Here is a 23,648-nt window from a genome sequence, read left to right on the forward strand (position 1 = left end):
GTGCGCAAACCCTTCGTCTTTCGTGCGAAACGCAGGCCCGAGTGGCGTAACCCGTACTTGCTGGCCGGCGGATGGGCGCTTAGCTTTGTAGGGGATGTCTGTCTCCAGCAACACCAGCACCGCCGACGATGCCGCCACAACCTCCGGAGTGACGCTTCGGAAGACGATGCGGCACTTCGTAAGCATTGCCCGCGCATTCTTCATTCAGTCCCGTCACAGGCGCCGCGCCTGTACGTATCTTGCGATCACGCTTGCGTTCGCACTGGCCGTCGGCGGCGTCCAGGTACTGATGAGCTACGCGGGCCGCGATTTCATGACCGCGATCTCGCAGAAAAACTTCGACGGTTACTGGATAGCGCTGTACTGGTACCTCGGGACGTTCGTTCTCGCTGTCCCCATCGGGGTCTACTATCGCTGGATGGAAGAGCGCCTCGGGCTGATGTGGCGAGAATCATTGTCCGAGCATCTGATCGAGCGCTATTTCAACAACCGCGCGTACTACCGGTTGCGCGGCGGCGATGCGGTCGACAACCCGGATCAGCGTATCGGCGAAGACGTCCGTCTGTTCACGACAAAGTCGCTGACGTTCTTTCTGATCATGCTCAATGCCACGGTCACCGTGATCGCCTTCATCGGCGTGCTGTGGACGATCTCCAAGCTGCTCGTGACAGTGCTTTTCCTGTACGCCGTCGCCGGAACCGTGGGCAGCGTCCTGATCGGGCGGCGCCTCGTGCGCCTTCACTATCACCAGTACGCCCGCGAAGCCGATCTCCGCTACGGCCTCGTGCGCGTACGCGACAACGCCGAGTCGATCGCATTCTATCGCGGAGAGCGCCGCGAGCACGCCGATCTGCTCATGCGCCTGCTGCGCGCGCTGCGCAACACGGCGGCCATCATCGGCTGGAACCGGAATCTCGGATTCTTCTCGAACAGCTACAACTACGCTGCGCTCGTGCTGCCGACGGTCATCGTCGCACCGATGTACATGCGCGGGGAGATCGAATTCGGCGTGGTCACGCAGGCGGCGGGGGCGTTCGCGCAGGTGCTTGCGGCGGCCTCGCTCATCATCACGCAGTTCGAGCAGCTGAGCGATTACCTCGCGAACGCGCAGCGTCTCGGAATGCTGTGGGAAAACCTCGACGAATTCGACGCGGAGGAAGAGCGCATCGCGCGTGAATCCCAGCTCGAAATCGAAGAGGACAGCCGTTTGATCCGGCTCGAGGACCTCACCGTCTGTACTCCGAAGGACGAGCGTGAGCTCGTGCAGAACCTGTCGCTCGAGCTGCGCAAAGGGCAGAGCATCCTCATCATGGGACCGAGCGGATCCGGCAAGAGCTCGCTGCTGCGAACCATCGCGGGCCTGTGGCCGACCGGCAAGGGCATGCTCGAACGTCCGCCGCTTTCCGAGCTGATGTTCCTGCCGCAGCGGCCGTACATGGTCGAAGGCACGCTGCGCGACCAGCTGCTGTACCCGTATCCTCAGCAGAAGATCAGCGACGAGGAGATCCGCGAGATCGTCGACAAGGTGAACCTGTCCGACGTTTTTGACCGCGTGGACGGCGATCTCGACCGGCAGGTCGACTGGGTCAACATCCTGTCGATCGGCGAGCAGCAGCGCGTAGCGTTTGCCCGCGTGCTGCTGCGCAAGCCGCGTTACGTGTTTCTCGACGAGGCAACCAGCGCGCTCGACGAAGACAACGAGGAGCGCATGTACCATCTCGTGATGGATTCGCACTGCGGCTTCATCAGCGCCGGCCATCGCACGACGTTGATCCAGTTTCATGACCGCGTGCTCCAGCTCGATCGCGAGGGGAACTGGGAGATCAAAGAGAAGCGGCGGAAAGTCGCGTAACAGTCCGAACCGGCGAACCCGCCCAACCCCTGCATCCCGTCCGATCCTTGTTCTCGCCTGGCCGGTCACCGGCCTCGTGCAGGCGGATTGACTCCCCCAAACGAAAATGAATATAGATTTCAAAATGGCCGAACGGCCACATTTGGAGGGAAGTACAACCCAATGGTTTCTCGACGGATTATGGGAGCGCTGGCCGCGACCGGCCTGGCTCTGGCTGTAGTTGCGGCGCCCGCGCGGGCGGCAGAGGACCGGGCGATCCGGGCGCAGATGGAGGAGCTCGAACGCAAGCAGGAGGCCCTCCAGGCGGAGATGCAGGAGCTTCGCAGGAAGCTCGAAGCCGCACCGCCGGCCGAAACCAAGGTCGTCGAGGTCGAGCGCAAGCAGAACGTGATCACCGAAGAGGTCCGCAAGATTCGCGAGGCGCTCGCGCTGCCCGAGACGAAGGAGCTCAAGAGCGAGTACGGACTCGGTCCGGCGGCCTCGAAGGTCTACGGAGTCACGCGCGGCGTGTCACTCGGCAGCTACGGCGAGTTCAACTACAAGAACGTGGTTTCGGACAAGGGCGGGGACGACGACGAGTTCGATTTCGAACGGCTGGTTCTGTACACGGGCTACAAGTTCAACGACACCTTCGTGTTCAACTCCGAAATCGAATTCGAGCATATCCTCACTGCCGGCGACTCCGACGGTGAAGTGCACGTGGAGTTTGCGAACCTCGACGTGCTGCTCAACAAACGATTGAACATACGGTCGGGTCTGATGCTGGTGCCGATGGGTTTTCTCAACGAGATGCACGAGCCGCCGTTCTACCACGGCAATCAGCGTCCGGTCGTCGAGGACAAGATCATTCCGAGCACATGGAGCGCCGGCGGCGTCGGCATATTCGGCGAGCTGCTGCCCGGCCTGACCTATCGCACGTACGCGATTACGGGCCTTGACGCTTCCGGTTTCAATTCCGGCGGCATTCGCGGCGGCCGGCAGGAAAGCATCGAGAAGGCCGAGGATTTCGCGTGGGTCGGCCGCATCGATTACAGCCCGCTCGAGATGCTCACCATCGGCGGCTCGGCGTACCTCGGAGACTCCGGCCAGCACGAGTCGTTCGGCAACGACGGCAACGGCCGCAAAGCCGACGTGTTCACGCAGATCTACGAAGCGCACGGGCAGCTGAGAACGCACGGCTTCGAAGCGCGGCTGCTCGGAGCGTGGGTCGAAGTCGACGACGCGGCTCTGCTCAGCAGCGACAAGGACATCAACCCGCACACCACCGAGCCGGACGAGCCCGATCAGCCGGTCGCCAGCTCCCAGTTCGGCTGGTACGGCGAGATCGCCTACAACGTGCTCCCGCTGATCGATCCCGAAACCGGCCACTACCTGGCGCCGTGGTTCCGGTATTCGCACGTCGATACGCAGAGCGACATCCCGTCGGGTTTCGACGAGAATCACATCGATGACTTCGATGTCTTCGAGGTCGGCCTGACCTACAAGCCGATCCCGCAGATCGTCTTCAAGCTCGATTACCGGAACCAGGATCCGAAGTCGGGCGAGCTGCCCGACGAAGTCCGGATCGGAGCAGGATTTGTGTACTGACAAGCCGCAGCACGTTCTGGCTGTTGTCCTGCTGGCGACGGGCATCGCGCTTGCGATGCCCGTCGCCGCTGCTCGCGCAAAGGTCTACCACGCACGGGATGAAGCTCTCGCGCTCGCGTTTCCCGACGCCGAGCGCGTCGAAGCGCGCGACGTCGTTCTCAGCCAGGAACAGCACGATCGCATCGAGAAGCTGGCCAGGGCGCCGCTCGATACCAGCCTCATCACGATCTACGTGGGCTGGAAGGGGAGCGCACCCGCTGCCTACGCCATCTTCGACACGCACACGGTGCGCACGTTTCCGGAAACGTTTCTCGTCGTGATCTCGCCGGATGGAAAGGTGAAAGCCACGCAGGTCCTGGCGTTTCACGAGCCGGAGGAATACCTGCCGACGCGGCGCTGGCTCGATACCTTCCAGGGCGCCGCCCTCGACGACGATCTGCAGGTTGGCCGGCACGTCGCGGGAATTTCGGGGTCCACGCTTTCCACGCGGGCCGTCACGTCGGGAATCCGCCGTGCGCTGGCTATCTGGAACGTCGTGATCGGGGGCAAGTAGCGTGCGATTCGTCGTGACCGGGGAGTGGACGCGCAATCACCTGCTCAAGGCGATCGTCTGGTGCTTTCTCTCGTACACGCTGCTGCTGTGGATCAGCAACTTTGCGATGTACTTCACGAAGATGTCGCTGTCGCCGCAGTCGGTCGTCGAATATTACCTCGGCAGCGAAGAACGGTTCCTGTCGCCGCGCACCATGCAGGGAATGCTCGAGGTCCTGCATTTCCACGCGTTCGCGATGGGAATCCTGCTGCTGACGCTCACGCACCTGCTGCTGTTCGTTCCAATTTCCATGCGGGCCAAGGCGTGGGGAATCTGCACGGCGTTCGTCTCCGGAATCGGTGACGAGCTTGCCGGATGGGCGGTGCGCTTCGTGCATCCGGGCTTTGCCGTCGTGAAGGTCGGATTCTTCGTGCTGCTGCAGACTGTGCTGCTGGTGCTGATGGTCCTCGTCGCGCGCGCTCTTCTTTTCGAGCAGCCGAGCGCTTATACCGACAGCGACCCGGAAGCCGACGAACTCGAATCGTGAAGCTCGCGGCGGCCCTCGCGTTCACGATTCTGCTTGTTTGCGCTTCGGCTTCGCATGCCGCCGTCGCACGCGACGGCCAGCCGGTGATGGGCACTGTGCTGACGGTTACGGTGGTTGCCGGCGATCGCGCGACCGCCGAGCGACTGGTCAACGAAGCAATCGACGAGGCCCGCCGCTGGGACGATGCGCTGACCATCTGGCGAGACGATGGCGAGCTTGCGCGATTCAATCGCCGTGCGGGCAAAGGCGCGTCGCCTGTCAGCGCGAGGCTCGAGCACGGCCTGCTCGCGATGCTCGAGCTCTCGAAACAGAGCGGCGGGGCATTCGAGCCCGCAGTTGCGATGCTTCCGGAACGCGGCGACGCGCACGCGCTGCTTCGCCGGGTCGGCGATTGTCTGGCTGTAACGCCGGCGCATGACGGGGCCGGCGTTCGCAGCGCATCGCGTAGGGCAACCACCGCTGCACCGGAGCACGCGACCGCGAAGCTCGATGCAGGCTGCGCTCTGGATCCCGGCGGAATCGGCAAGGGCCTGGCGCTGGATGCGATCGTGGCGTTGCTCTCGGGTCGCGGAGCGACGGCGGTGTTTCTCGACTTCGGTGGATCGAGCCAGACCGCCATTGGAGCTCCGCCGGGAAACTCGCGCGGCTGGCCCGTCCTGATCAGCGGACTTGCCGACGGCAAGACGCACGGAACGGTCCTTCTCAACGACTCGTCGCTGTCGACGTCGCGTTCCGGTGCGACCGACACCAGACCGATCCTGGATCCGCGCACGAAGCTTCCGGTCCCCGGGCCCCGTCTCGCGACGGTTCTGGCACGGTCGGCGACGGCGGCGGACGCCTGGTCCACGGCCCTGGTCGTGCTCGGCGAGGATGGCATCGAGAAGGCAAGGGCAGCGAATCTGCAGGTGTTTCTGGAAAGCGCCCGAGGAGCCTCGGCCACGCCAGGTTTCCCTTTTGATCATTCCAGCGCCCCCGGAAGGGAATGATTTGAAAATGAAAGTCAGATTCCGCATGATTCGTGGGCGTCACGTCGAGCGGCCCCGAAGCCGGCAAGTGACCGAGCGGAACGAAAGGCACGGAGCCACCGACACGGAGCCACCGAGATGATCGTCTGCGAATGCACCGGCACCACCGACACGACCATACGTGCGCTCGCGAAGAGCGGCGTCGCGAGCGTCTCCGAAGTCGCGCGTCGATGCGGAGCCGGTAGCTGCTGCCAGTCGTGCCGTCCGCGCATCGCACGCATCCTGCGCGCTACACCGAACAGCGAAGCGTCGGCAAACGAGACCGTCGCCGCTCCTGATCAACTGGCCGTCTGACGCAACGGCTCCTTCCGGAAAACGATCGCTGAAAAACGATCGAGATACGATCGCCCGAAAATGATCGCCCGAGAACTATCGCGCGATGACGCGACGCAGGCCGCGTCCGACGAGCGCCGTCACATCGGCCAGCGCCTGCGGCAACTGCCATGCGGTGGAACAGGCGAGATAGCGCGGCGTCCATACCGGCCCGAACTTGTTCTTGTAGCGGCGCAGTCCTTCGAAATTGTAGAAGTGCTCGCCGTAGCGATATACGAGCCGTCCCGCGGCCGCCCAGAGCGAGCCCGGCGCGTAGTCCTCGAGTCCGGCAAGCGGGGCCATGCCGAGACTGAACCATCGATAGCCGTTCTCTTTTCCCCACAGCATCAGCGACGTGAACAGGTAGTCCATCACTCCGTTCGGCGTACCGGTCGCATAGCGCATCAGGTCCACGGTAAGCTCTTCGTGCGAGCCGCCGAGCCACAGATTCGCGAACGCGAAGATGCGTCCGTCCTTTTCGAGCACGGCGCACGGAGTGCTCGAAACGTAACCTTCGTCGAAATAGCCGAGGGAAAAGCCCTTTTCGCCGACGTTCTTCTCGGAAAGCCACTCGTCGGAAATCGTTCGAAGCTCGCCGAGCCGAGAGCGTGTCTCGTCGATGCTGAGCACGCGAAACTTGAATCCGTCGCGTTCGAGATTGCGACGCACGCGGCGAAGCTCGCTCGCATCCTTGCCGTGCTCCAGTGAAAACGTATCGAGATCGACGCGCGCTTCTTCGCCGAGCTTGAAGAGCGACATGCCGAGATCCAGGTACAGGTCGAGGCGGCGCGGCCCGATCTCGTAGAACACGCAGCGCGCATCGAAATCGTCTGCCAGGCCTTGAAACGCCCACAGGAGATCGGACCATTCCTCTTCCGGTCCGACGGGATCGCCCATCGTGACCCACGAGCGGCCGTTGACCCCGTACATCAGGAACGCGGTGCGCGCAGCGTTGAACATCAGCACTTTGTCGCCGACCAGCGCAAGGTTGCCGGCGGTGGAGGTCGAGTCGGCGACGATCCTGCGTGCATCTTCGAGATCGGCCTCGGTCGGCTCCTCCGGTTGCACGCGCGCCGGCCGCAGCAGGCGGATCGCACTGAACACCAGCAGCACGACGCTCATACCAACGCTCGCGCGCATCCACCGCGGCGCGTGAGCATGCAGTGCGAACTCCCACCAGAGCTCGCGGCGATAGTGGACGCTTTCGAATGCGATGAATCCGAGAGCGACTGCGGTGAAGGCCGCGACCAGCACGGCCGCGACCCACGGAGCCGTCAGCGGCTCGTTGAGAAGCGCCGACCTTCGGTAGAACCGGTCGCGGCCGAGCCGGAGTGCCGACAAAAGGACCGCGAGAAAAATCGTCAGCTCGATGTGAAAGCCGGCCAGAAGCGCGGCAGCGGCTCCGACCGCCAGCACCCACACGCCGACGCGGTACGCCGCATCGAGGCGACGCTGAAGGCTGTGCGCGACCAGCAGCAGAAGCGTGCCCGCAACGCTTGCCGTGAAATGCGCGGTTTCGATGATGGGCAGCGGCACCAGTCCGGAGATCGTGCGGAAGCGCGACGTGATCGGCGGCTCGGCTCCGGCCAGCAGCAGCGCGACGCCTGCCGCGAACACTCCGATTGCGAGCAGCGGCGCCGCGATCGACGTGATTCCCTGTACGGCCGGAGCGAGCGCTCCGCGGAGCGCGCGCCGCTGCTGCCGGGCTTCCTGCCACAGCAGCAGGGTCGCGCCCGCTCCGAGCGGCACGAGGTAGTAGCATGCGCGGAATACGAGAATGCTTGCGAGAATCGATGCGCTCGACGCGTCTCTTCCCATGAGCAGGAACAGCAGCGACGACTCGAGCACGCCAAGTCCGCCGGGAATATGGCTGAGCAGTCCGGCCAGCGTGGCCAGAAGGTAAAGCGCGAGGAACGGGGCCCAGTCGATGTGGAGCGATGGCGGCAGCACCACGTAGAGCGCGCTTCCGGCGAGCGTCCAGTCGGCCATTCCGACGACGATCTGCGCCGAGATGATGCGAGGCGATGGAATGGCGAGCTCGAGACCGCGGAATCGAAGCGGCTGCGAGCTGCGCCACGACCAGACGAGAAGCGCGACGACGGGCAGCGCGAGCACGATCCCGAGCGTTCGCGGGGCGGGCAGCACCGCCTGCCACGCGGCCGGGATGGCGATCGGCTCGATGAGAAACACCGTTGCAGCGAGCGACAGATAGCCGATCCAGAACGCCGCGGCGCAATAGACGATGATGCGCGCGATGTCGGCAGCCGAAAGACCCCACGAGGAATACAGCCGGTAGCGGATCGAGCTTCCCGCCAGGTTGCCGAGGCCGACGTTGTGACCGACCGAGTAGGCGACGAACGACGTGAGCGCGGTCCGCGCGCGGTCGAGCGTGCTGCCGACATAGATGCCGGCCAGATAGTCGTAGAGCGTCAGCACCGCGTAACTTGCTGCCGACAGCAGCAGGCACAGAGCCACGCGCGCAGGCGGCAGGCCGGAGAGCGACGCGCGCAGATCTTCGTAGTGGTACTCGCGCATCGCCTCGCGGACGGCGAAGCCGGCGGCTGCCACCACGACGAGGCCAAGAGCCGCGCCAGCGGCGTGCCGAAGTCGAAAGCGCAGAGCTGTCGAAGAAGCCGAACTGTTCATTGCGACGGAAGGCGATTGGCGGACCCGGACATGTGACCGATTGCGCACGCGGATGGTCAAACACCGCGACGCGCGAGCCCGGAGAGTATGAAGCGGAACGCACGCAGAGGAAACGTTCGTCGAGCGAGGGCTTGCCCGCAACGCGGCGATAGGGTTGGAAGTCTCGGTGGCTGAGTGTGTCCGCGGGCGGGGAGCGTCCGGTCTGCATGCCGGGCACCGGACCGCTCGCGCCATGGCGCTGGTGCTGCTCGCGGTGCTCGGATGTGCTCGCTCGTCGTTTGAGACCGGACGCCTCGGACGCATTGCGCTGCATACGCCCGACGAGTCGCCGAGAGGGGTCGTATTCCTGTTCTCCGGCGCTCTGGGGTGGGGAGCCACCGAGGAGTCGGCGGCAAGCCTGCTCGCCGCGGATCGCGTCGTGGTCATCGGTGTCGACCTTGCGATGTACCGGCCGGCGCTCGATGCGAGCGACGGTGAATGTCTTTACCTGCTGAGCGAGATCGAATCGCTCAGCCAGCAGGTTCAGCGCGATCTCGCGCTGCCCGGATATTTTTCGCCGATCCTGGCTGGAATCGGCGAGGGCGGTGCGCTTGCGAGAGCCGCGCTCCAGCAGACACCGGCGGCCACTGTGGCCGGGTCGATCGCCGTCGATCCGACAGCCGCCGTTCGAACGCGCCTCCCGCTGTGTCCGGGCGACGTGGCGTCGAAGAGCGCGGGCGGTTTTATCTATGGACCGGTCGGCACGCTCCCGGGCTTTCTCGCGTTCGGCTTCACGTCCGCTTTCGATGCGGCCGGACGCGCGCAGGCGACGAGTGTGATCGCACGCGGCGAGCCGGCCGTGATCGAGCGCGAGCCTGCGGCGGGTTCGGACGTACCGGCGGCAACTCTGCTCGCCGAGCTCGTGCGCGCCCATTTGTCAGACAGCAGGGACAGCGCCGATGGCGGCAACGGTGCGGCGGCTGCGGGTGGCGCGGACGATGCTGCCGGTGCGCGCGGCGCTGCGAACGCAAGCACGACGAGCAGGACTCTTTCCGCATCGCTCGTCGAGCTTGCCGCAGACGGAGCGGCGGCGAGCGACGGAAGGCCGCTCGTCGTCATGATCTCGGGCGACGGCGGCTGGCGCGACCTCGACAAGACGATTGCCGAATACCTTCGCGGACACGGCGCGAACGTCGTCGGCTGGGACAGCCTTCGATACTTCTGGCACGAGAAAACGCCCGAGGAGCTCGCCGCGGATCTCGACGCGGTGATCCGACGTTATGCGGAACCCTGGCATGCCAGCGACGTGGTCCTCGCCGGATATTCGTTCGGCGCGGGCGTGCTGCCGTTTGCATACAACCGGTTGCCGGAAGCGACGCGCGCGAAAGTCTCGCAGCTCTCGCTGCTCGGCTTCTCGGCGGATGCCGATTTCGAGATCCACATCAGCGGCTGGATCGGTGCGCCGCCGAGCGACGAAGCCCGTCCGGTCGGGCCCGAGCTCGCGCAGATCGCGCCGGGGTTGATCCAATGCTTCTACGGCGAGGAAGAAGACGACTCGCTGTGCCCGAGCCTCGAAGCGAGCGGTGCCGAGATCATCCGCACGGCCGGCGATCACCATTTCAACGGCGATTACGATGCGCTCGCGAAGCGGATCCTCGACGGGATCGCCCGGCGGCATCAGCGGTCGTCCGCCGGCACGCCGGCGAACCGCTGACGGCTACAGGTCGCGCAGCGCGCGCTTCAGGACCTTGCCGGTCGGATTTCGCGGAAGCTCTTCGAGGAAGACGATCTCGCGCGGCACCTTGTAGCGTGCGAGGTGTTCCTTGACGTAGCTCTTGAGGTCATCCTGGCTGATCGCGCCGAGACGCTCGGGAACGACGAATGCCTTCAGCCGCTGGCCGAACTCTTCGTCGACCACGCCGATGACGGCCGCTTCGCGCACCACGGGATGATCCGCCAGAAGGTCCTCGATCTCGCGCGGAAAGACGTTCTCGCCGCCCGAGATGATCATGTCGTCGTCACGACCGTCGACGAACAGCAGTCCGTTCTCGTCGAAATGCCCGACGTCGCCGCTCGACATCATCCCGTTGATGATCTCCTTGCCGCCGCCGCCGGTGTAACCGTCGAACTGGTTGTCATTGGCGACGAAGATGCGCCCGATCGTGCCGCACGGGACTTCGCGTCCTTCGGGATCGAGGATCTTGACGACGGTGCCGCGCGGCGGTCGTCCGGCCGTTCCCGGTACGGCGCGAAGCTCATCCGGCATCGCGATGCTGGCCTGCGCGACTTCGGTCGAACCATAAAAGTTGTAGACGTTGTCCCCGAACGTATCCATCCAGCGCAGCGCGAGCTCGCCGGGAAGCGCCGATCCGCTCGCCGCGACCACGCGCAGCGAGAGGCAGTCGTAACGCCCGATCACTTCCGGGTCGAGCGCGCAGATCCGCTGCATCATCACCGGCACGACGGCGAGCACCTGCGGCTTGTGCTCGTCGATCGTCCGCAGCGTGTCTTCCGGATCGAAGCGATTGCGCATGACGATCGTATTCGACAGCAGCGCGCCGAGCAGGAGATGGGCGCCGCCCCACGAGTGAAAGGCCGGTGCCGCAACGAAGCTTTTCTCGCCGACCCGCAGCGGCATGCGTCCGAGCATTCCGACGAACGTATCGAGGCTGGTGCGGCGCGGTGCGCGCTTTGCGCCTTTGGGAGCTCCGGTCGTGCCCGACGTCAGGATGGTCATGCGACCATGTTTTGCCGGCGGGTCGACAGGCGATCCGCTGTGCGCCCGAACCAGATCCTCGAGCGTCGTGCCCATGCCGTCGCTCGACGACAGCGTCAGGATGCGCGTGCGGTTTCCGCCGCCTCGCTCCACGACCGGCGCGAACTCTTCGTCGAACAGCACCACGCCGCAGTCTTCGCGCTCGAGCACTTCGGCGAGCTGCGGTGCCGCGAAACCGGTGTTGAGCAGCAGCGCGTTGGCACCGAGCTTGTTGAGCGCGATCGACGCTTCGACGAATCCGCGGTGGTTGCGCGCGTACAGGCCGACGCCGTCGCCGCAGCGAACGCCGGCCGCGGCCAGCCCGCGTGCCATCGAGTTGGTTCGAGTTTCGATCTCCTCGAACGTCAGCGGCGGGCCGACCTCGTCGATCAGACCGATGTCTTTCGGCCGTCGGGCCGCAGAGGCCGCAAAGCCGCCGGCGACGGTCGAGCCGTACTTGCCGACGCCCTGCTTGACCAGCGCGCCGAGAAAGCTCGGCCGCAGCATTCCTGTGCTGCCGAGGACGTCAAAAACTTCGAGAAAACGGGAGACGGGGCCCCCTTGACCTGTACCGCGAAGGCTCATGGAGGGCGTTCCTTACGCGAGCCTGCCACCCAAGGGAACAGCAGGGCGCGTTCGAGGTCTGACCGTGAGTTGGGACGGCGTGGCGATTTGCTCCCATGAAGGTATCTGTTAGAAGCGCGGGCTCGGTTGTTCGCGACCGGGTCCATAATTGGATGCGGGGTCGTAGTTCAGTCGGTTAGAACGCCGGCCTGTCACGCCGGAGGTCGCGAGTTCGAGTCTCGTCGGCCCCGCCAGTTCTTTCCGGGTCGTCGGACATCCAGAAAACTGAGCGCGAGAGCGCGAAGACGCAAAAGTTCGGTACGGATCGCGTTAGTCAGAGGCATCATGCAGCAGAAGGTCACAAGAAGCCTTTCGGTCGAAGAGGCGCTCGCCGCGCGCCAGTGGTACGTCGTGGACGCGGCCGACCAGGTTCTCGGCAGGCTCGCAACGCGCGTCGCGGGCGTCCTGCGCGGCAAGCACAATCCGGCATTTACGCCGCACGTCGACTGCGGCGATTTCGTCGTGGTCGTCAACGCCGACCGCATCCGCCTGACCGGCAACAAGGCCAAGGGCAAGATCCACTACACGCATTCCGGTTATCCGGGCGGGACCAAGGCGCGAAGCGCCGGCGACATCCTCGCCAAGGATCCGGAAAAGCTGATCCGCCAGGCCGTCGTGGGCATGCTCCCGCGCAATCGCCTTGGCCGCCAGCTTGCGACCAAGCTCAAGATTTACGCCGGTGCCGAGCATCCTCACACGGCCCAGCAGCCGCACGACCTCGCAGTCTGAAGACCGCGGGCGCCGGCAATACCAGACAAACGGAAATCTCATGGCAGCTTTGACCGATCAGACTTTGGCAACCGGCAAGCGCAAGTGCGCAATCGCGCGCGTGTGGGTACGGCCCGGCAGCGGCGCGATCTCGATCAACGGTCGCCAGATCGAAGAGTATCTGCCGAGGCCCACGCTTCGCATGATCATCGCGCAGCCGTTCGAGCTGATCGGAAGACCGACCGGATACGACGTGCGAGTGACCGTCGTCGGCGGCGGCATTGCCGCGCAGGCCGGCGCGATCCGTCATGGGATCTGCCGCGCACTCGTCGATGCCGAGCCGGAGCTTCGGCCCGCGCTCAAGCGTGCCGGGTTCCTGACTCGCGATTCGCGCGTCGTCGAACGCAAGAAGTACGGCCGCCACAAGGCGCGCAAGCGTCCGCAGTACTCGAAGCGCTGATTCATTAGCCTGGAGAAGATGATGGGAACCTCGCTGGTTCGGGTGGCCGTCGTCGGAGCGACTGGCTACTCGGGAGCCGAGGCCGTTCGCCTTCTCGCGCGTCACCCCAACGTAAAACTGGAAGTCGTCACGTCGGAGCAGGCCTCGGGCCGTGCGCTCGGCGACGTGCATCGCACGCTCGATTTCCTCGGCCTCACGCTCGAAGCTGTCGATGCGAATGCGATCGCCGGCCGCGTCGATTTCGCGCTGACGGCGCTGCCGCACGGCGCGTCGACTCCGGTCGTGCGCACGCTCGTCGAGCAGGGCGTGCGCGTGATCGACATCGGAGCCGACTTCCGGTTCCACGACCTCGGCGTGTACGAGAAGTGGTACGGCGCGCACCAGGCTCCGGCCCTTGCGAGCGAAGCCGTCTATGGCCTGACCGAGCACGCGCGCGACAAGGTCGCCGGTGCGCGGCTGGTTGCCAATCCCGGCTGCTATCCGACCAGTGCGCTGATGCCGCTGCTGCCGCTTGCCGGACAGCTGCGCGGGCCGGTGTTCGTCGATTCGAAGTCGGGTACGAGCGGGGCGGGAAGGGCCGCCAAGGTCGATCAGCTGTTTGCCGAGGTCACGGAAAACATCCGTCCGTACTCGGTCGGAAAGCACCGTCACCAGCCGGAGATCGCCGAGCAGCTGACTGGCGCGGCGGGCGAGTCGCGAGCGGTTCTGTTCACTCCGCAGCTGCTTCCGATCGCGCGCGGGATCCTGACCACGATCTATGCGGACATCGCCGAGGACGTCGATGTCGGCGCACTGCTTCGCGAGGCGTATGCCGACGAGCCGTTCGTGCGCCTGCTCGAAGGCGGCGCGCTGCCCGAGCCGCGCTCGGTGCGCGGCACGAACCTGATCGAGATCGCATGGGTGCGCGATGCGGCCACCGGCCGCGTCGTGCTGATCTCGGCAATCGACAATCTCGGAAAGGGTGCAGCCGGGCAGGCGGTGCAGAATTTGAACTGCATGATCGGCGTACCGGAGACGACGGCGCTCGAGCTTCTGCCCGCGCTTCCCTGAGCCCTGCGGCGCAGGTTCTGCCGCCGCCGGCGTGCGCAACCGTTGTGCAACGACGCACAAACAGGCGGCACGGGACGCGGGTCGATGCCGACTTGCTGCGCGCCGTCATCCTTCCTGCGGCGTTTTCCGCGTTTCACTCTCTGGCACGAGTCGTGCTCAATCCGGGCAACGCGACGACGCCGGCACGCGCCGGTGTATCGTCTGTTTCGACTCGACGCCGAGTCTCGTGGCAACGCTGCCGGCCGCGTTCTTCCTGTACAGACGGAAGATCGCGAAACCGCGCAGCGTTTTTTTTTTGCACGCATGGAGGAAGACGAGGATGACGAACAGCAACCACGGCAATCCGAACGACACGCGACGGAAAGGAATGGCGGCGACTGCGGCCCGGATGCTCGCCGCTGCGCTCGTCGTGGCAGTTGCCGCGACCGTCGGTCATGCGGCCGCGCTCGAAAAAGACGAGATCAAGCTCGGTTTCATCAAACTGACCGATTGCGCTCCGCTCGTCATCGCCAAGGAGAAGGGGTTTTTCGAGAAGGAAGGCCTGTTCGTCACGCTCGAAGCACAGGCGAACTGGAAGTCGCTGATGGATCGCGTGATCGACGGCGAGCTCGACGGCTCGCACATGCTCGCTCCCGCGCCACTCGGCCACACGGAAGGTCTGCTGACCAAAGCGGACATCATCGTTCCGTTCGTCATGTCGCAGAACGGTGCCGGCATTTCGGTCTCGAACGAGGTCTGGCAGCTCATGAAACCGAAGCTGCCGCGCGACGAGAACGGCAAACCCAGACATCCGATCAGCGCCGAGTATCTCAAGGCTGCGCTCGAAGACTTCAAGAACCAGGGCAAGCCGTTCAAGATGGCGATGACGTACCCGGTGGGTGTCCACAACTATTCGCTGCGGTACTGGCTCGGTGCCGGCGGCATCAATCCCGGCTTCTACACGCCGACGGACTCCGACGGCGTCACCGACGCCGATGTGCAGCTCTCGGTTACTCCGCCGCCGCAGATGCCGGCGGTGCTTCAGGCCGGAACCGTCCAGGGCGTGTGCGTGAACGAGCCGTGGCACACGCAGATCTCGGTGCGCGGCCTCGGCGTGCCGGTCACGTCGAGCTACTTCACGCACCGAGGCCTGCCCGACAAAGTCTTCGGCGTGACCAAAGAGTGGGGAGAGAAAAACCCCAATTCGTTGAAAGCTATCGTTCGCGCGCTCCTTCAGGCCGGCAAATGGCTGGATGCGAGCACCGAGCATCGCGACGAAGCCGCAAAGATCCTCTCGCGGCCCGAATATGTGGGCGCCGACTACGCGATCATCTCGCGAATGCTCGACGGCAAATTCGGCTACGGCGAAGACGATCTGCGCGACGAACCGGACTGGGATGTGTTCTATCGCGACCATGCGACGTACCCTTACTACTCGGGCGCGATCTGGTGGCTGACGCAGGTGCGGCGCTGGGGGCAGCTCGAGGCCAAACCCGACGAGTGGTACATCGACCTCGCAAAGAAGGTCTATCGTCCGGACATCTGGAACGACGCAGCCAAAGAACTGGTCGCGAAGGGCGAGATGACCGAAGCGGAAATTCCACAGACCGACGGCTTCAAGGATCTTCCGGCAGGCAACTTCATCGACGGCATCGCCTACGACGGCCGTCATCCGAACGAATATCTCAGGAAGTTTGCGATCGGGCGGAAGTGACCGCGATCGAAGCGTCGCTGTCGGACGCGTCCCACGGCATGCTCGCCGCGATCCAGTGCGTGACCTTTTCGGCCTGATCGTTGCGGTGCAGATGACGCGGAGGCTGCGCGAACGTGGAATACGGAGTGCAGCGCAGCACGACTCTGTCTTCCTGCGCGGCCATGGTTTCCACCACGGGACGCGCCTCGGCCGGAAGCGGCTGGCCTGACATCCGGCCGGCGACCGCCATCATCACGTCCACGACCACGTCGGGATCCGTTTCGACGCCGGCGTTGCAGTACACCTGCAGGTAGGCAAACGGCCAGCGCTCGTCGAGGATGCAGAGGCTGACTTTGCCGGAGCGCGCAACGGCCGTCGTCTTCGCGCGCCCGCGCATCGTGGAGACGAGAAGGTCATCGCCGTCCGTCGGGATGTAATAGACGATAGACATCGACGGTCCGTCCGAGCGTCGCGGGTATCCGAAGACGCAGGTTCGGTGCGTGCGGACGAACTCGCGTCGTTCGGACGGCAGCATGTCCCGGTCCGTCGGGGCGGTGAACGGGTTCGCGGCAAGCGGGAGAAGCTTCATGACAGGGTTCCTCCGATCCTTGTTATCGAGTGATAATAGTCCATACTACGGATGCGATGCCGACTGCAAGGAGCAGAGCGCAGCCGCGGACCCGGGTGGTCCGCGACGAGATCCGTGAGGAGCTGCTCGACGCCGCGCTGGCGGAGTTCGCCGAGAAGGGGTTCGACGGCGCGTCGACGCGCGCCATCGCGCGACGCATCGGTGCGCACCAGCCGCAGATCCATTACCACTTCGAATCAAAAGAGGCGTTGTGGTGCGCTGCCGTCGACCACCTGTTCGCGAAGCTCGGTCAGGAGATGGGGCAACTCGACCTCACTTCGTTCGCGACGGATTCGGTCGATCCTTCCTTACGCGCCGTACGTGCCGCGACCTTCGCAGAAATGATCCGGCACTTCGTGCGCTTCGCGGCTGCGCATCCCGAGCTCAACCGCATCATGGTGCACGAGGCCACGGTTTCGAGTGAGCGTCTCGACTGGATGGTCGAACATCACGTGCGGCCGCTCTACGAAGCCGGCCGCTCGATGTGGAAACGATTGCAACGCGACGGTGTCGCCGCCCCGATCAACGACCGGCTTTTCCATTACGTGCTGGTCGGTGCTGCTTCGATCCTGTTCGTGAACGCGCCCGAGGCGCGTCTTCTCCTGGGCGTCGAGCCGACCTTGCCACGCTGGGTAAAGGCACATGCCGACGGCCTCGTCGCGATTCTCCTGCCGGGCGCCGAACGCGCCATTCGCCCGACGGGCCGGCGCGCGCCTGGCCGCGCCGCGAAGAAGTCCGCGAGGAAATCCGGATGACGGCACAGCCGGGCATCGACACCGATCTCTACAGCGACTCCGCGATCCGGGATCCGTTTCCTGTTTACAGGGCGATCCGTGATCTCGGCCCGCTCGTGTGGTTGAGTGCGCACGACATGTGGGCCGTCGGCCGCCATGTCGACGTGCGGCAGGCCCTGCTTGCCGATTCGGTGCTCCTGTCCGGCCACGGCGTTGCCGCCAATTCGTTCGTCAATGCCGAGCCTGCGCGTGTCACGCTGACTACGGATGGCGATCTTCATCGCCGGTTGCGCAGCGTCGTGATGAAGCCGATGACCCGCAGCGGCTTGCGCGATGTGCACGACGAGGTGCGACGCCTCGCCGAAACGCTGATCGACGAGCTTACTTCGCGCGAGCACTTCGACGGTGTCGTCGATTTCGCCCGGCTGCTGCCGGTCAGCATCGTCTCCCGGCTGGTCGGGCTTCCCGACGACGGCCGCGAGCGAATGCTCGACTGGGCGGCAGCTATCTTCGATGCCCTGGGCCCTGCGAACGATCGCGGCATGGCTGCGTTTCCGCTGGCGATGGAGATGGCCGCCTTTGCTGCCGGCATGGATCGCGCGCGCCTGAATCCCGACGGCTGGGCCGCGAGGCTGTTCGGTGCCGCCGACGCGGGTCTCGTCGAACATGGCGACGTTCCGGGAATGCTCATCGACTACATTGCACCGAGTCTGGACACGACCATCCTGGCGAGCGGCCATCTGCTCTTCGAGCTCGGATCTCATCCGGAACAGTGGGAGCTGCTGCGGAGCACGCCCGGGCTCGTCGCGGGAGCCGTGGACGAAACCTTGCGCATGCATGCGCCGGTGCGAGCCTTCACGCGTTTTGCGTCAGAGGACGTTGCGTTCGGCGACGCGACGCTGGCGGCCGGACAGCGCGTGCTCGTGATCTTCGGCTCGGCCAACCGCGATGAACGGCGTTATGCCGATCCTGATCGTTTCGACATCACGCGCGACGCGAAGGACCATGTCGGATTCGGGTACGGTTCCCATCGTTGTGCGGGCGCGTTTCTCGCCGAGCTGGAAATGGAGTCGCTGCTGCTTGCGATGATTCCTCGCGTAAAGGCCATCGAAGTCGGAGAGCCGAAGGTGCTGCACAACAACGTGCTGCACGGGTACGAAAGCTTCCCTGCATCTTTTCGGACGTAGCGCCGAAGATCGCGCCGAACATGGCGGCGAACGAGCTCGCCGCGGGCCGCCGGGTTTTCAGCGCGCGGCGCGATTCGCAAATGCTCCGGCCGATAGCAGGACGACGATCGCGTTGGCGCTCCACGCTGCAACCATCGGCGAGAGCGTGCCGGTCCTTCCGGCCGACAGCGCAAGGCCGGTCAGGATCCAGTATCCAAAGCCGATCACGAGCCCGACGGCCGTTCCCCTTGCCAGACCCGAGCCGCGTCCGGCTCGAAGCGCGACTGGCACGCCGAGCAACGCCACGACAAAACCCGCAAACGGCCACGCGAGCTTGTGATGCAGGTCGACGAGCAGCTCGTCGGCGGCAAGACCGCGCGCCTCGAGCTGACGGATCTGGTCGCGGAGCTGGGCGAAGCTGAATTCTTCGGGCCGTCGCTTTCGGGCTGCGAGGTTCTCCGGATCCTCGTCGAGCACGAACTCTCCGGGAGCGAGCGGACGCACGCGCAGGTCGTTGCCGTCGAGCTCCTTCACCAATCCGCCGGACGCGATCCAGCGGCCGTCCTGCCACGTGACCGAATCGACTTCGTCGACGCGATGCAGCTGAAACTGCCGGTCGGCTTCGTAGAGGGTCAGGCCGCTGATCCTGCGCGTGCCGGCGTCGTAGCGGCGGATGTGCACGAAGCCGCGGTCGCTCTGGTACCAGATCGACGCCGCGTCGAAGACGCCGCGATAGACTTTCTGCTTGAGCTCGACATCCCACAGCCACCGCGAGCGCGTCGCCGCCACCGGCACGACGTTTTCGCTCCAGTACAGCGCCCCGATGCTGAGCAGCAGCGCACACGTGATGATCGGTGCGGCGATCCGCCGCGTGCTGATCCCGCACGCGCGCAGCGCGAGGATTTCCCGGCTGCGCGACAGCACGCCGATCGACACGAGGGTCGCGAGCAGGCTCGCGGCGGGAAAGACGTCGAACAGGATCTTCGGCAGCTTGAAGAGGAAGTAGCTCACCAGCGATGTCGACGACGGCGAGAACGGCAGGACCTCACCGATACGGTCGAACACGTCGATGACGACGTACAGCGACGCGCCCGCGAGGATCGCCGCAACGAACGTCAGCGTCCACGTGCGCGCAAGATACCGCCAGATGATGCTCACGGGCCGCCTCGCACGCGGCCGGCGGGCTCCGGCTGCGCAGCGCGTGCAGGCCATCCGAGAAACGCACGAACGGCGTTCCTGCGCGTGCCGCCGGCGCTTGCGCTTGCGGGCAGCAGCAGCGGAAGTGGCGACCGGTCGCGTGCGATCCGCGAGAGCGTCCACAGCGAGAACGACGCAAGCACGAGATCGGGCAGCCACAGCGCGACGGCAGGTGCGAGCGCCTGTGACCGCGCAAGCGCGACCGCGATCGTCAGGAGCCCGTAGAACGCGAGGATCGTGCCGATCGAAATTGCGACCGCCCGTCCGCGCGATGCGGGCGTCGACGAAAGTCCGAGCGCGCAGCCGAGCATCGCAAGCGCGATTGCAACCGCCGACAGGCTGAAGCGCCGGTGCAGCTCGATCGCGGCTTCGCGTGCGCGGCCCGCGTCACCGCTCGACAGCTCGGCACGCATGTCGTCCCAGCGCAGCGTCGCCGGCTCGTCGCTTTCGGTCTTCGCACCGGTTGCCGTGCGCAGCTCGAGGCTGACCTCGAGAGAGCGGAAGCTGGTCACGTCGTACTCGGCCTGATTGCCGCGCGACGTGACGCTGGTTCCGTCGAGCAGCTGCAGGAAAAGCCGGCCGGAATCCTCGTGCGCGCCGACGTGTCCGCTGCGCGCGAACACGGTCTGGCTGCCAGCTTGTCCGCGCTCGTCCGACAGCAGCACGCCGACGAGATCGCCCGTGTCGTCATCGATGCGATCGACGTAGACGACCATGTGTTCGAACTCGGTGTTGAAAAAGTGCGGCCGAAGCGCGGCCGACGCGCGCGTTTTGGCGATCTCGAATGCGGTGCGCTCGATCTCGCGATGTCCCCATGGTCGCGCCGTCATCGACAGCGCCAGCGTCGAGACGCCGACGACGAGCGCGAGCACGAGAACCGGAGGCAGCACCTGCCAGACGCTGATTCCGGCCGCGCGAATTGCCACCGTTTCGTGGTCGGTCGCCATGCGGCCGAGCGCGACGACGACGCCCAGCAAAAATGCCATCGGAAGCGTCGCTTCGAGGAACGACGGAAGAATCGCAGCCAGAAGTCGCAGCACGAGGGCCGCCGGCACGCCCCGCGCGAAGATCAGCTCGATCAGCGCGACGACTTTCACGAGGAAGAGAATCGACGTGAAAATTGCGATCCCTGCGAGGAAGGCACCGCCGATCTCGCGAAGGAGATACCTTCGCAGGGTTTTACCCATGAATGCGGGAGTGTAATGAACGGGCCGTGTCCCGCAAATCCTACGTCGCCAAAGCGCGCGCCGAGTCGCCGACGCACAACCGTGATACCGAGCGGGTTCTGGTCGCCGGCCCCAACGCTGTCGAAGCGGTGCTCGATGCGATCTCCCGCCGCGGCCGGAATCAGGGCGGTGCCGGTGCAACGAGCCTCGCCGACGCGGATCGCCTCCCGAACGTCGCGTCGGTTTATCGCGTGTATCTCGAGGAGACGGCCGGCGGTCGCAGCCAGCGGCTGGCCGCGCGTGCTCACGAGGTCAAAGTGCCGGTCTCGATGACCGGCAAGGGTGAGTGCGACAAGATGGCCGGCGCGCGCTGCCAGGGTGTCGCAGCGGAAATCGCGTACGCCTACGCGGATCTCGACGACATCCTTGCGCGGCCAGGCCTGGTCGTCTTCCTCGATTCGATCGCCGATCCCCACAACCTCGGCGCGGTGCTTCGAACTGCCGAGGCGGCCGGTGCGTCCGCCGCCGTGATCCCGGAGCGCAGAGCCGCGCAGGTCAATGCCACGGTCATGCGGGTTTCCGCCGGCGCAGCGGTCTTTCTGCCGGTCGCGCGGGTCACCAACCTCGGCCGCTCGCTGCAGCGGGCGAAGGAGGCCGGATTCTGGATCCTCGGCCTGGACGCCGAGGGTACCGCCGTGGTGCCGCGGGCCGGTGACGATCCGCGTACCGGCGATCGCATCGGGCTCGTGATCGGCGCGGAGGGCGAGGGGATGCATCGCCTGGTCGCCGAACATTGCGATGAGCTCGCCCGCTTGCCCATGCGGGGGCGTGTCGAGTCGCTCAACGCATCCGTCGCCGCCGGTCTGGCGATTTATCGCCTTCTCGACGGCGATCTGTTCGGAAAGGACACGCCGGCACCCCGCCGGTCGGATCGGTAGCCTCGAAGCGACCCACGCCGAAATGCCGGAATCACGGATTTTTTCCGGCCCGATTTGACACCTCAGCAGTCGGTCGATAGTAGCCCGGGTTTCGATTTCAGAACCTGGGGCACTCGTTCTGGCGTCAAGCGCCGTGGGCGGGGTGTTGCCAGGGAGGGTTGAGCGGTTTCCGGAATATGAATGTGAGGGCGGGAGCCCGAGCGTTAAATGCGAGGGCGAGAGCCCGAACATCAATAGGAAGGAAGCCGGCTGGATCCGATCAATGTTTTGCGGTGCCGATGTAGCTCAACTGGTAGAGCACCTGATTTGTAATCAGTAGGTTGCCAGTTCGAGTCTGGCCATCGGCTCCATGTCACGCATGTCCGAAGGAACCGGAGAGACGGCTAAGCGGAGAGGTACCCGAGTGGCCAAAGGGAGCAGACTGTAAATCTGCCGGCAATTTGCCTACGAAGGTTCGAATCCTTCCCTCTCCACCATTTTCCTTCGGCGCGCGCGCCGCGAACAGATCGGATTCTGCCTGGCAAGCCGCTGCGACCCACGGTGAAAGAGTTCGTGCGGGAGTAGCTCAGATGGTTAGAGCATCAGCCTTCCAAGCTGAGGGTCGCGAGTTCGATTCTCGTCTCCCGCTTCGTTTTTCCACAAGGTCGTGCGGCGAAGGGCCGCTACGTGTTCGGAGGTTGCCCACGTAGCTCAGTAGGTAGAGCACGTCCTTGGTAAGGACGAGGTCACCGGTTCGAGTCCGGTCGTGGGCTCCAGCAACAGAATCCGGTTCACGGCGAACGCCCGGCAGATGAAGAGGGCGCGAGCCCGAACGCTAAATGGAGAGGGCGCGAGCCCGAACGTTAATTAGAGAGGGCGCGAGCCCGAACGTTCAGTAAGCGAGTTCAGGCAAAGCAGCGGTAGCAGAAGGAGTCAGGCCATGGCCAAGGAAACATTCAAACGTACCAAGCCGCACGTCAACGTGGGTACGATTGGTCACGTCGATCACGGCAAGACGACGCTTACGGCGGCGATCACGCTGGTTCAGAGCAAGAAGGGACTTGCCTCGCAGGTCAACTTCGAAGACATCGACAAGGCCCCTGAAGAGCGCGAGCGCGGCATCACGATCGCGACCGCGCACGTCGAGTACGAGACTCCGAACCGCCACTACGCGCACGTCGACTGCCCGGGCCACGCCGACTACGTGAAAAACATGATCACCGGCGCCGCGCAGATGGACGGCGCGATCCTGGTGGTTTCCGCCGCCGACGGCCCGATGCCCCAGACCCGCGAGCACATTCTTCTCGCCCGCCAGGTCGGCGTACCGCGCATGGTGGTGTTCCTGAACAAGGCCGACATGGTCGACGACGCCGAGCTTCTCGAGCTCGTCGAGCTCGAAGTTCGCGAGCTCCTTTCCAAGTACGATTTCCCGGGTGACGAGATCCCGATCATCAAGGGCTCGGCGCTGCAGGCACTGAACAATCCGACCGACGCCGCGCACATCAAGTGCATCGAAGAGCTGATGACGGCCATCGACACGTACGTGCCGCAGCCGGTTCGCGAAGTGGACAAGCCGTTCCTGATGCCGGTCGAAGACGTGTTCTCGATCTCGGGCCGCGGCACGGTTGCCACGGGTCGTATCGAGCGCGGACGCATCAAAGTCGGCGAGGAAATCGAGATCGTCGGCATGAAGCCGACCGTCAAGACGACGATCACCGGCGTCGAGATGTTCCGCAAGCTGCTCGACGAGGGCGAGGCCGGCGACAACGTCGGCTGCCTGCTGCGCGGCACCAAGCGCGAAGAGATCGAGCGCGGGCAGGTTCTGTCCAAGCCCGGTTCGATCACGCCGCACACCAAGTTCCAGGCCGAAGCCTACGTGCTGACCAAGGAAGAAGGCGGCCGTCACACGCCGTTCTTCAACGGCTACCGCCCGCAGTTCTACTTCCGCACGACCGACGTCACGGGCGTCTGCACGCTGCCGGAAGGAACCGAGATGGTGATGCCGGGCGACACGGTTCAGCTCCAGGTTACGCTGATCATGCCGATCGCCATGGACGAAGGCCTGCGCTTCGCCATCCGCGAAGGCGGCCG

General features: G+C 64.9%; 20 protein-coding genes and 5 tRNA genes. 20 read left to right on the forward strand and 5 right to left on the reverse strand.

Annotated features, from left to right (window positions below; all coding sequences use genetic code 11):
- Positions 1–94: 94 nt before the first annotated feature.
- The 6 genes from VN634_03260 to VN634_03285 all read left to right on the forward strand — a co-directional run bounded on the left by VN634_03260 (position 95) and on the right by VN634_03285 (position 5,837).
- Positions 95–1,852 (forward strand): ABC transporter ATP-binding protein/permease, encoded by a 1,758-nt coding sequence (locus VN634_03260; GenBank protein ID HXC49880.1) that lies wholly within the window; start codon positions 95–97, stop codon positions 1,850–1,852.
- A gap of 162 nt (positions 1,853–2,014) precedes the next feature.
- A complete protein-coding gene (locus VN634_03265; protein HXC49881.1) occupies positions 2,015–3,439 on the forward strand; it encodes a hypothetical protein in 1,425 nt (474 codons plus the stop codon).
- Positions 3,429–3,992 (forward strand): FMN-binding protein, encoded by a 564-nt coding sequence (locus VN634_03270; GenBank protein HXC49882.1) that lies wholly within the window; start codon positions 3,429–3,431, stop codon positions 3,990–3,992. The genes VN634_03265 and VN634_03270 overlap by 11 nt, the downstream gene beginning before the upstream one ends.
- A gap of 1 nt (position 3,993) precedes the next feature.
- Positions 3,994–4,518 carry a hypothetical protein gene (locus VN634_03275; GenBank protein HXC49883.1) on the forward strand — a complete coding sequence of 175 codons (525 nt, stop codon included), beginning with the start codon at positions 3,994–3,996 and terminating at the stop codon, positions 4,516–4,518.
- Positions 4,515–5,504 (forward strand): FAD:protein FMN transferase, encoded by a 990-nt coding sequence (locus VN634_03280; protein HXC49884.1) that lies wholly within the window; start codon positions 4,515–4,517, stop codon positions 5,502–5,504. The genes VN634_03275 and VN634_03280 overlap by 4 nt, the downstream gene beginning before the upstream one ends.
- A 117-nt stretch (positions 5,505–5,621) precedes the next feature.
- Positions 5,622–5,837: a (2Fe-2S)-binding protein gene (locus tag VN634_03285; GenBank protein HXC49885.1), complete on the forward strand. Its 216-nt coding sequence runs from the start codon at positions 5,622–5,624 to the stop codon at positions 5,835–5,837.
- Positions 5,838–5,912: 75 nt separating this feature from the next.
- On the opposite strand, the gene mprF is transcribed toward VN634_03285, so the two are convergent.
- Entirely contained in the window at positions 5,913–8,735 is a 2,823-nt protein-coding gene (mprF, locus tag VN634_03290; protein ID HXC49886.1) for a bifunctional lysylphosphatidylglycerol flippase/synthetase MprF, read from the reverse strand.
- On the opposite strand from mprF, the gene VN634_03295 reads away from it, so the two are divergent.
- Complete coding sequence (locus VN634_03295; protein HXC49887.1) at positions 8,668–10,194, forward strand: AcvB/VirJ family lysyl-phosphatidylglycerol hydrolase; 1,527 nt, start codon at positions 8,668–8,670, stop codon at positions 10,192–10,194. The two genes, mprF and VN634_03295, sit on opposite strands and share 68 nt — an antisense overlap.
- A gap of 3 nt (positions 10,195–10,197) precedes the next feature.
- Here VN634_03295 and VN634_03300 read toward each other — a convergent pair whose 3' ends face one another.
- Positions 10,198–11,820, reverse strand: a complete 1,623-nt coding sequence (locus VN634_03300; protein HXC49888.1) for an AMP-binding protein — start codon at positions 11,818–11,820, stop codon at positions 10,198–10,200.
- 156 nt (positions 11,821–11,976) lie between these two features.
- Between VN634_03300 and VN634_03305 the strand changes: the two genes are divergently transcribed.
- The 5 genes from VN634_03305 (at position 11,977) to VN634_03325 (ending at position 15,770) form a co-directional block, all read left to right on the forward strand.
- Positions 11,977–12,053: transfer RNA gene (locus VN634_03305), tRNA-Asp, on the forward strand.
- 91 nt (positions 12,054–12,144) lie between these two features.
- A complete protein-coding gene (gene rplM / locus VN634_03310; GenBank protein HXC49889.1) occupies positions 12,145–12,588 on the forward strand; it encodes a 50S ribosomal protein L13 in 444 nt (147 codons plus the stop codon).
- Between the two features lie 40 nt (positions 12,589–12,628).
- A complete protein-coding gene (gene rpsI, locus VN634_03315; protein ID HXC49890.1) occupies positions 12,629–13,027 on the forward strand; it encodes a 30S ribosomal protein S9 in 399 nt (132 codons plus the stop codon).
- A 21-nt stretch (positions 13,028–13,048) separates the two neighbouring features.
- Complete coding sequence (gene argC / locus VN634_03320) at positions 13,049–14,077, forward strand: N-acetyl-gamma-glutamyl-phosphate reductase (GenBank protein ID HXC49891.1); 1,029 nt, start codon at positions 13,049–13,051, stop codon at positions 14,075–14,077.
- Between the two features lie 319 nt (positions 14,078–14,396).
- A complete protein-coding gene (locus VN634_03325) occupies positions 14,397–15,770 on the forward strand; it encodes a CmpA/NrtA family ABC transporter substrate-binding protein (GenBank protein ID HXC49892.1) in 1,374 nt (457 codons plus the stop codon).
- On the opposite strand, the gene VN634_03330 is transcribed toward VN634_03325, so the two are convergent.
- A complete protein-coding gene (locus VN634_03330; GenBank protein ID HXC49893.1) occupies positions 15,742–16,338 on the reverse strand; it encodes a pyridoxamine 5'-phosphate oxidase family protein in 597 nt (198 codons plus the stop codon). The genes VN634_03325 and VN634_03330 overlap by 29 nt on opposite strands.
- A 56-nt stretch (positions 16,339–16,394) precedes the next feature.
- Between VN634_03330 and VN634_03335 the strand changes: the two genes are divergently transcribed.
- Both VN634_03335 and VN634_03340 read left to right on the forward strand, forming a co-directional pair.
- Positions 16,395–17,132, forward strand: a complete 738-nt coding sequence (locus tag VN634_03335) for a TetR/AcrR family transcriptional regulator (GenBank protein HXC49894.1) — start codon at positions 16,395–16,397, stop codon at positions 17,130–17,132.
- A complete protein-coding gene (locus VN634_03340; GenBank protein HXC49895.1) occupies positions 17,129–18,298 on the forward strand; it encodes a cytochrome P450 in 1,170 nt (389 codons plus the stop codon). Before VN634_03335 ends, VN634_03340 begins: the two co-directional genes overlap by 4 nt.
- Before the next feature lie 57 nt (positions 18,299–18,355).
- Here the strand turns inward: VN634_03340 and lptG are convergent, their stop codons facing one another.
- Positions 18,356–19,435, reverse strand: coding sequence for an LPS export ABC transporter permease LptG (gene lptG, locus VN634_03345; GenBank protein HXC49896.1), 1,080 nt, complete (start codon positions 19,433–19,435; stop codon positions 18,356–18,358).
- Positions 19,432–20,661: an LPS export ABC transporter permease LptF gene (gene lptF / locus VN634_03350; protein ID HXC49897.1), complete on the reverse strand. Its 1,230-nt coding sequence runs from the start codon at positions 20,659–20,661 to the stop codon at positions 19,432–19,434. The genes lptG and lptF overlap by 4 nt, the downstream gene beginning before the upstream one ends.
- Before the next feature lie 26 nt (positions 20,662–20,687).
- Here lptF and rlmB point away from each other — a divergent pair, with 26 nt between their 5' ends.
- The 6 genes from rlmB to tuf all read left to right on the forward strand — a co-directional run.
- On the forward strand, positions 20,688–21,578 hold the full coding sequence (gene rlmB, locus VN634_03355) for a 23S rRNA (guanosine(2251)-2'-O)-methyltransferase RlmB (protein HXC49898.1): 891 nt from the start codon (positions 20,688–20,690) through the stop codon (positions 21,576–21,578).
- A 274-nt stretch (positions 21,579–21,852) separates the two neighbouring features.
- Positions 21,853–21,928 (forward strand) — tRNA-Thr (locus VN634_03360).
- A 39-nt stretch (positions 21,929–21,967) separates the two neighbouring features.
- Positions 21,968–22,054, forward strand: a tRNA-Tyr gene (locus VN634_03365).
- 78 nt (positions 22,055–22,132) lie between these two features.
- Positions 22,133–22,206, forward strand: a tRNA-Gly gene (locus VN634_03370).
- A gap of 51 nt (positions 22,207–22,257) precedes the next feature.
- A tRNA-Thr gene (locus tag VN634_03375) sits at positions 22,258–22,333 on the forward strand.
- Positions 22,334–22,497: 164 nt separating this feature from the next.
- Positions 22,498–23,648, forward strand: a 1,151-nt coding sequence (gene tuf, locus VN634_03380) for an elongation factor Tu (protein HXC49899.1), incomplete at its 3' end; no start/stop codon positions are given.

The sequence above is a fragment of the Candidatus Limnocylindrales bacterium genome (assembly GCA_035571835.1).
Lineage (GTDB): Bacteria > Desulfobacterota > Binatia > UBA1149 > CAITLU01 > DATNBU01.

Coding starts and splice junctions, on each gene's coding strand:
- VN634_03260 (HXC49880.1), top strand. CDS start 95: ATGTCTGTCTCCAGCAACACCAGCACCGCCGACGATGCCGCCACAACC.
- VN634_03265 (HXC49881.1), top strand. CDS start 2,015: ATGGTTTCTCGACGGATTATGGGAGCGCTGGCCGCGACCGGCCTGGCT.
- VN634_03285 (HXC49885.1), top strand. CDS start 5,622: ATGATCGTCTGCGAATGCACCGGCACCACCGACACGACCATACGTGCG.
- mprF (HXC49886.1), bottom strand. CDS start 8,735: ATGGCGCGAGCGGTCCGGTGCCCGGCATGCAGACCGGACGCTCCCCGC.
- VN634_03300 (HXC49888.1), bottom strand. CDS start 11,820: ATGAGCCTTCGCGGTACAGGTCAAGGGGGCCCCGTCTCCCGTTTTCTC.
- rplM (HXC49889.1), top strand. CDS start 12,145: ATGCAGCAGAAGGTCACAAGAAGCCTTTCGGTCGAAGAGGCGCTCGCC.
- rpsI (HXC49890.1), top strand. CDS start 12,629: ATGGCAGCTTTGACCGATCAGACTTTGGCAACCGGCAAGCGCAAGTGC.
- argC (HXC49891.1), top strand. CDS start 13,049: ATGGGAACCTCGCTGGTTCGGGTGGCCGTCGTCGGAGCGACTGGCTAC.
- VN634_03325 (HXC49892.1), top strand. CDS start 14,397: ATGACGAACAGCAACCACGGCAATCCGAACGACACGCGACGGAAAGGA.
- VN634_03330 (HXC49893.1), bottom strand. CDS start 16,338: ATGAAGCTTCTCCCGCTTGCCGCGAACCCGTTCACCGCCCCGACGGAC.
- VN634_03335 (HXC49894.1), top strand. CDS start 16,395: ATGCCGACTGCAAGGAGCAGAGCGCAGCCGCGGACCCGGGTGGTCCGC.
- VN634_03340 (HXC49895.1), top strand. CDS start 17,129: ATGACGGCACAGCCGGGCATCGACACCGATCTCTACAGCGACTCCGCG.
- lptF (HXC49897.1), bottom strand. CDS start 20,661: ATGGGTAAAACCCTGCGAAGGTATCTCCTTCGCGAGATCGGCGGTGCC.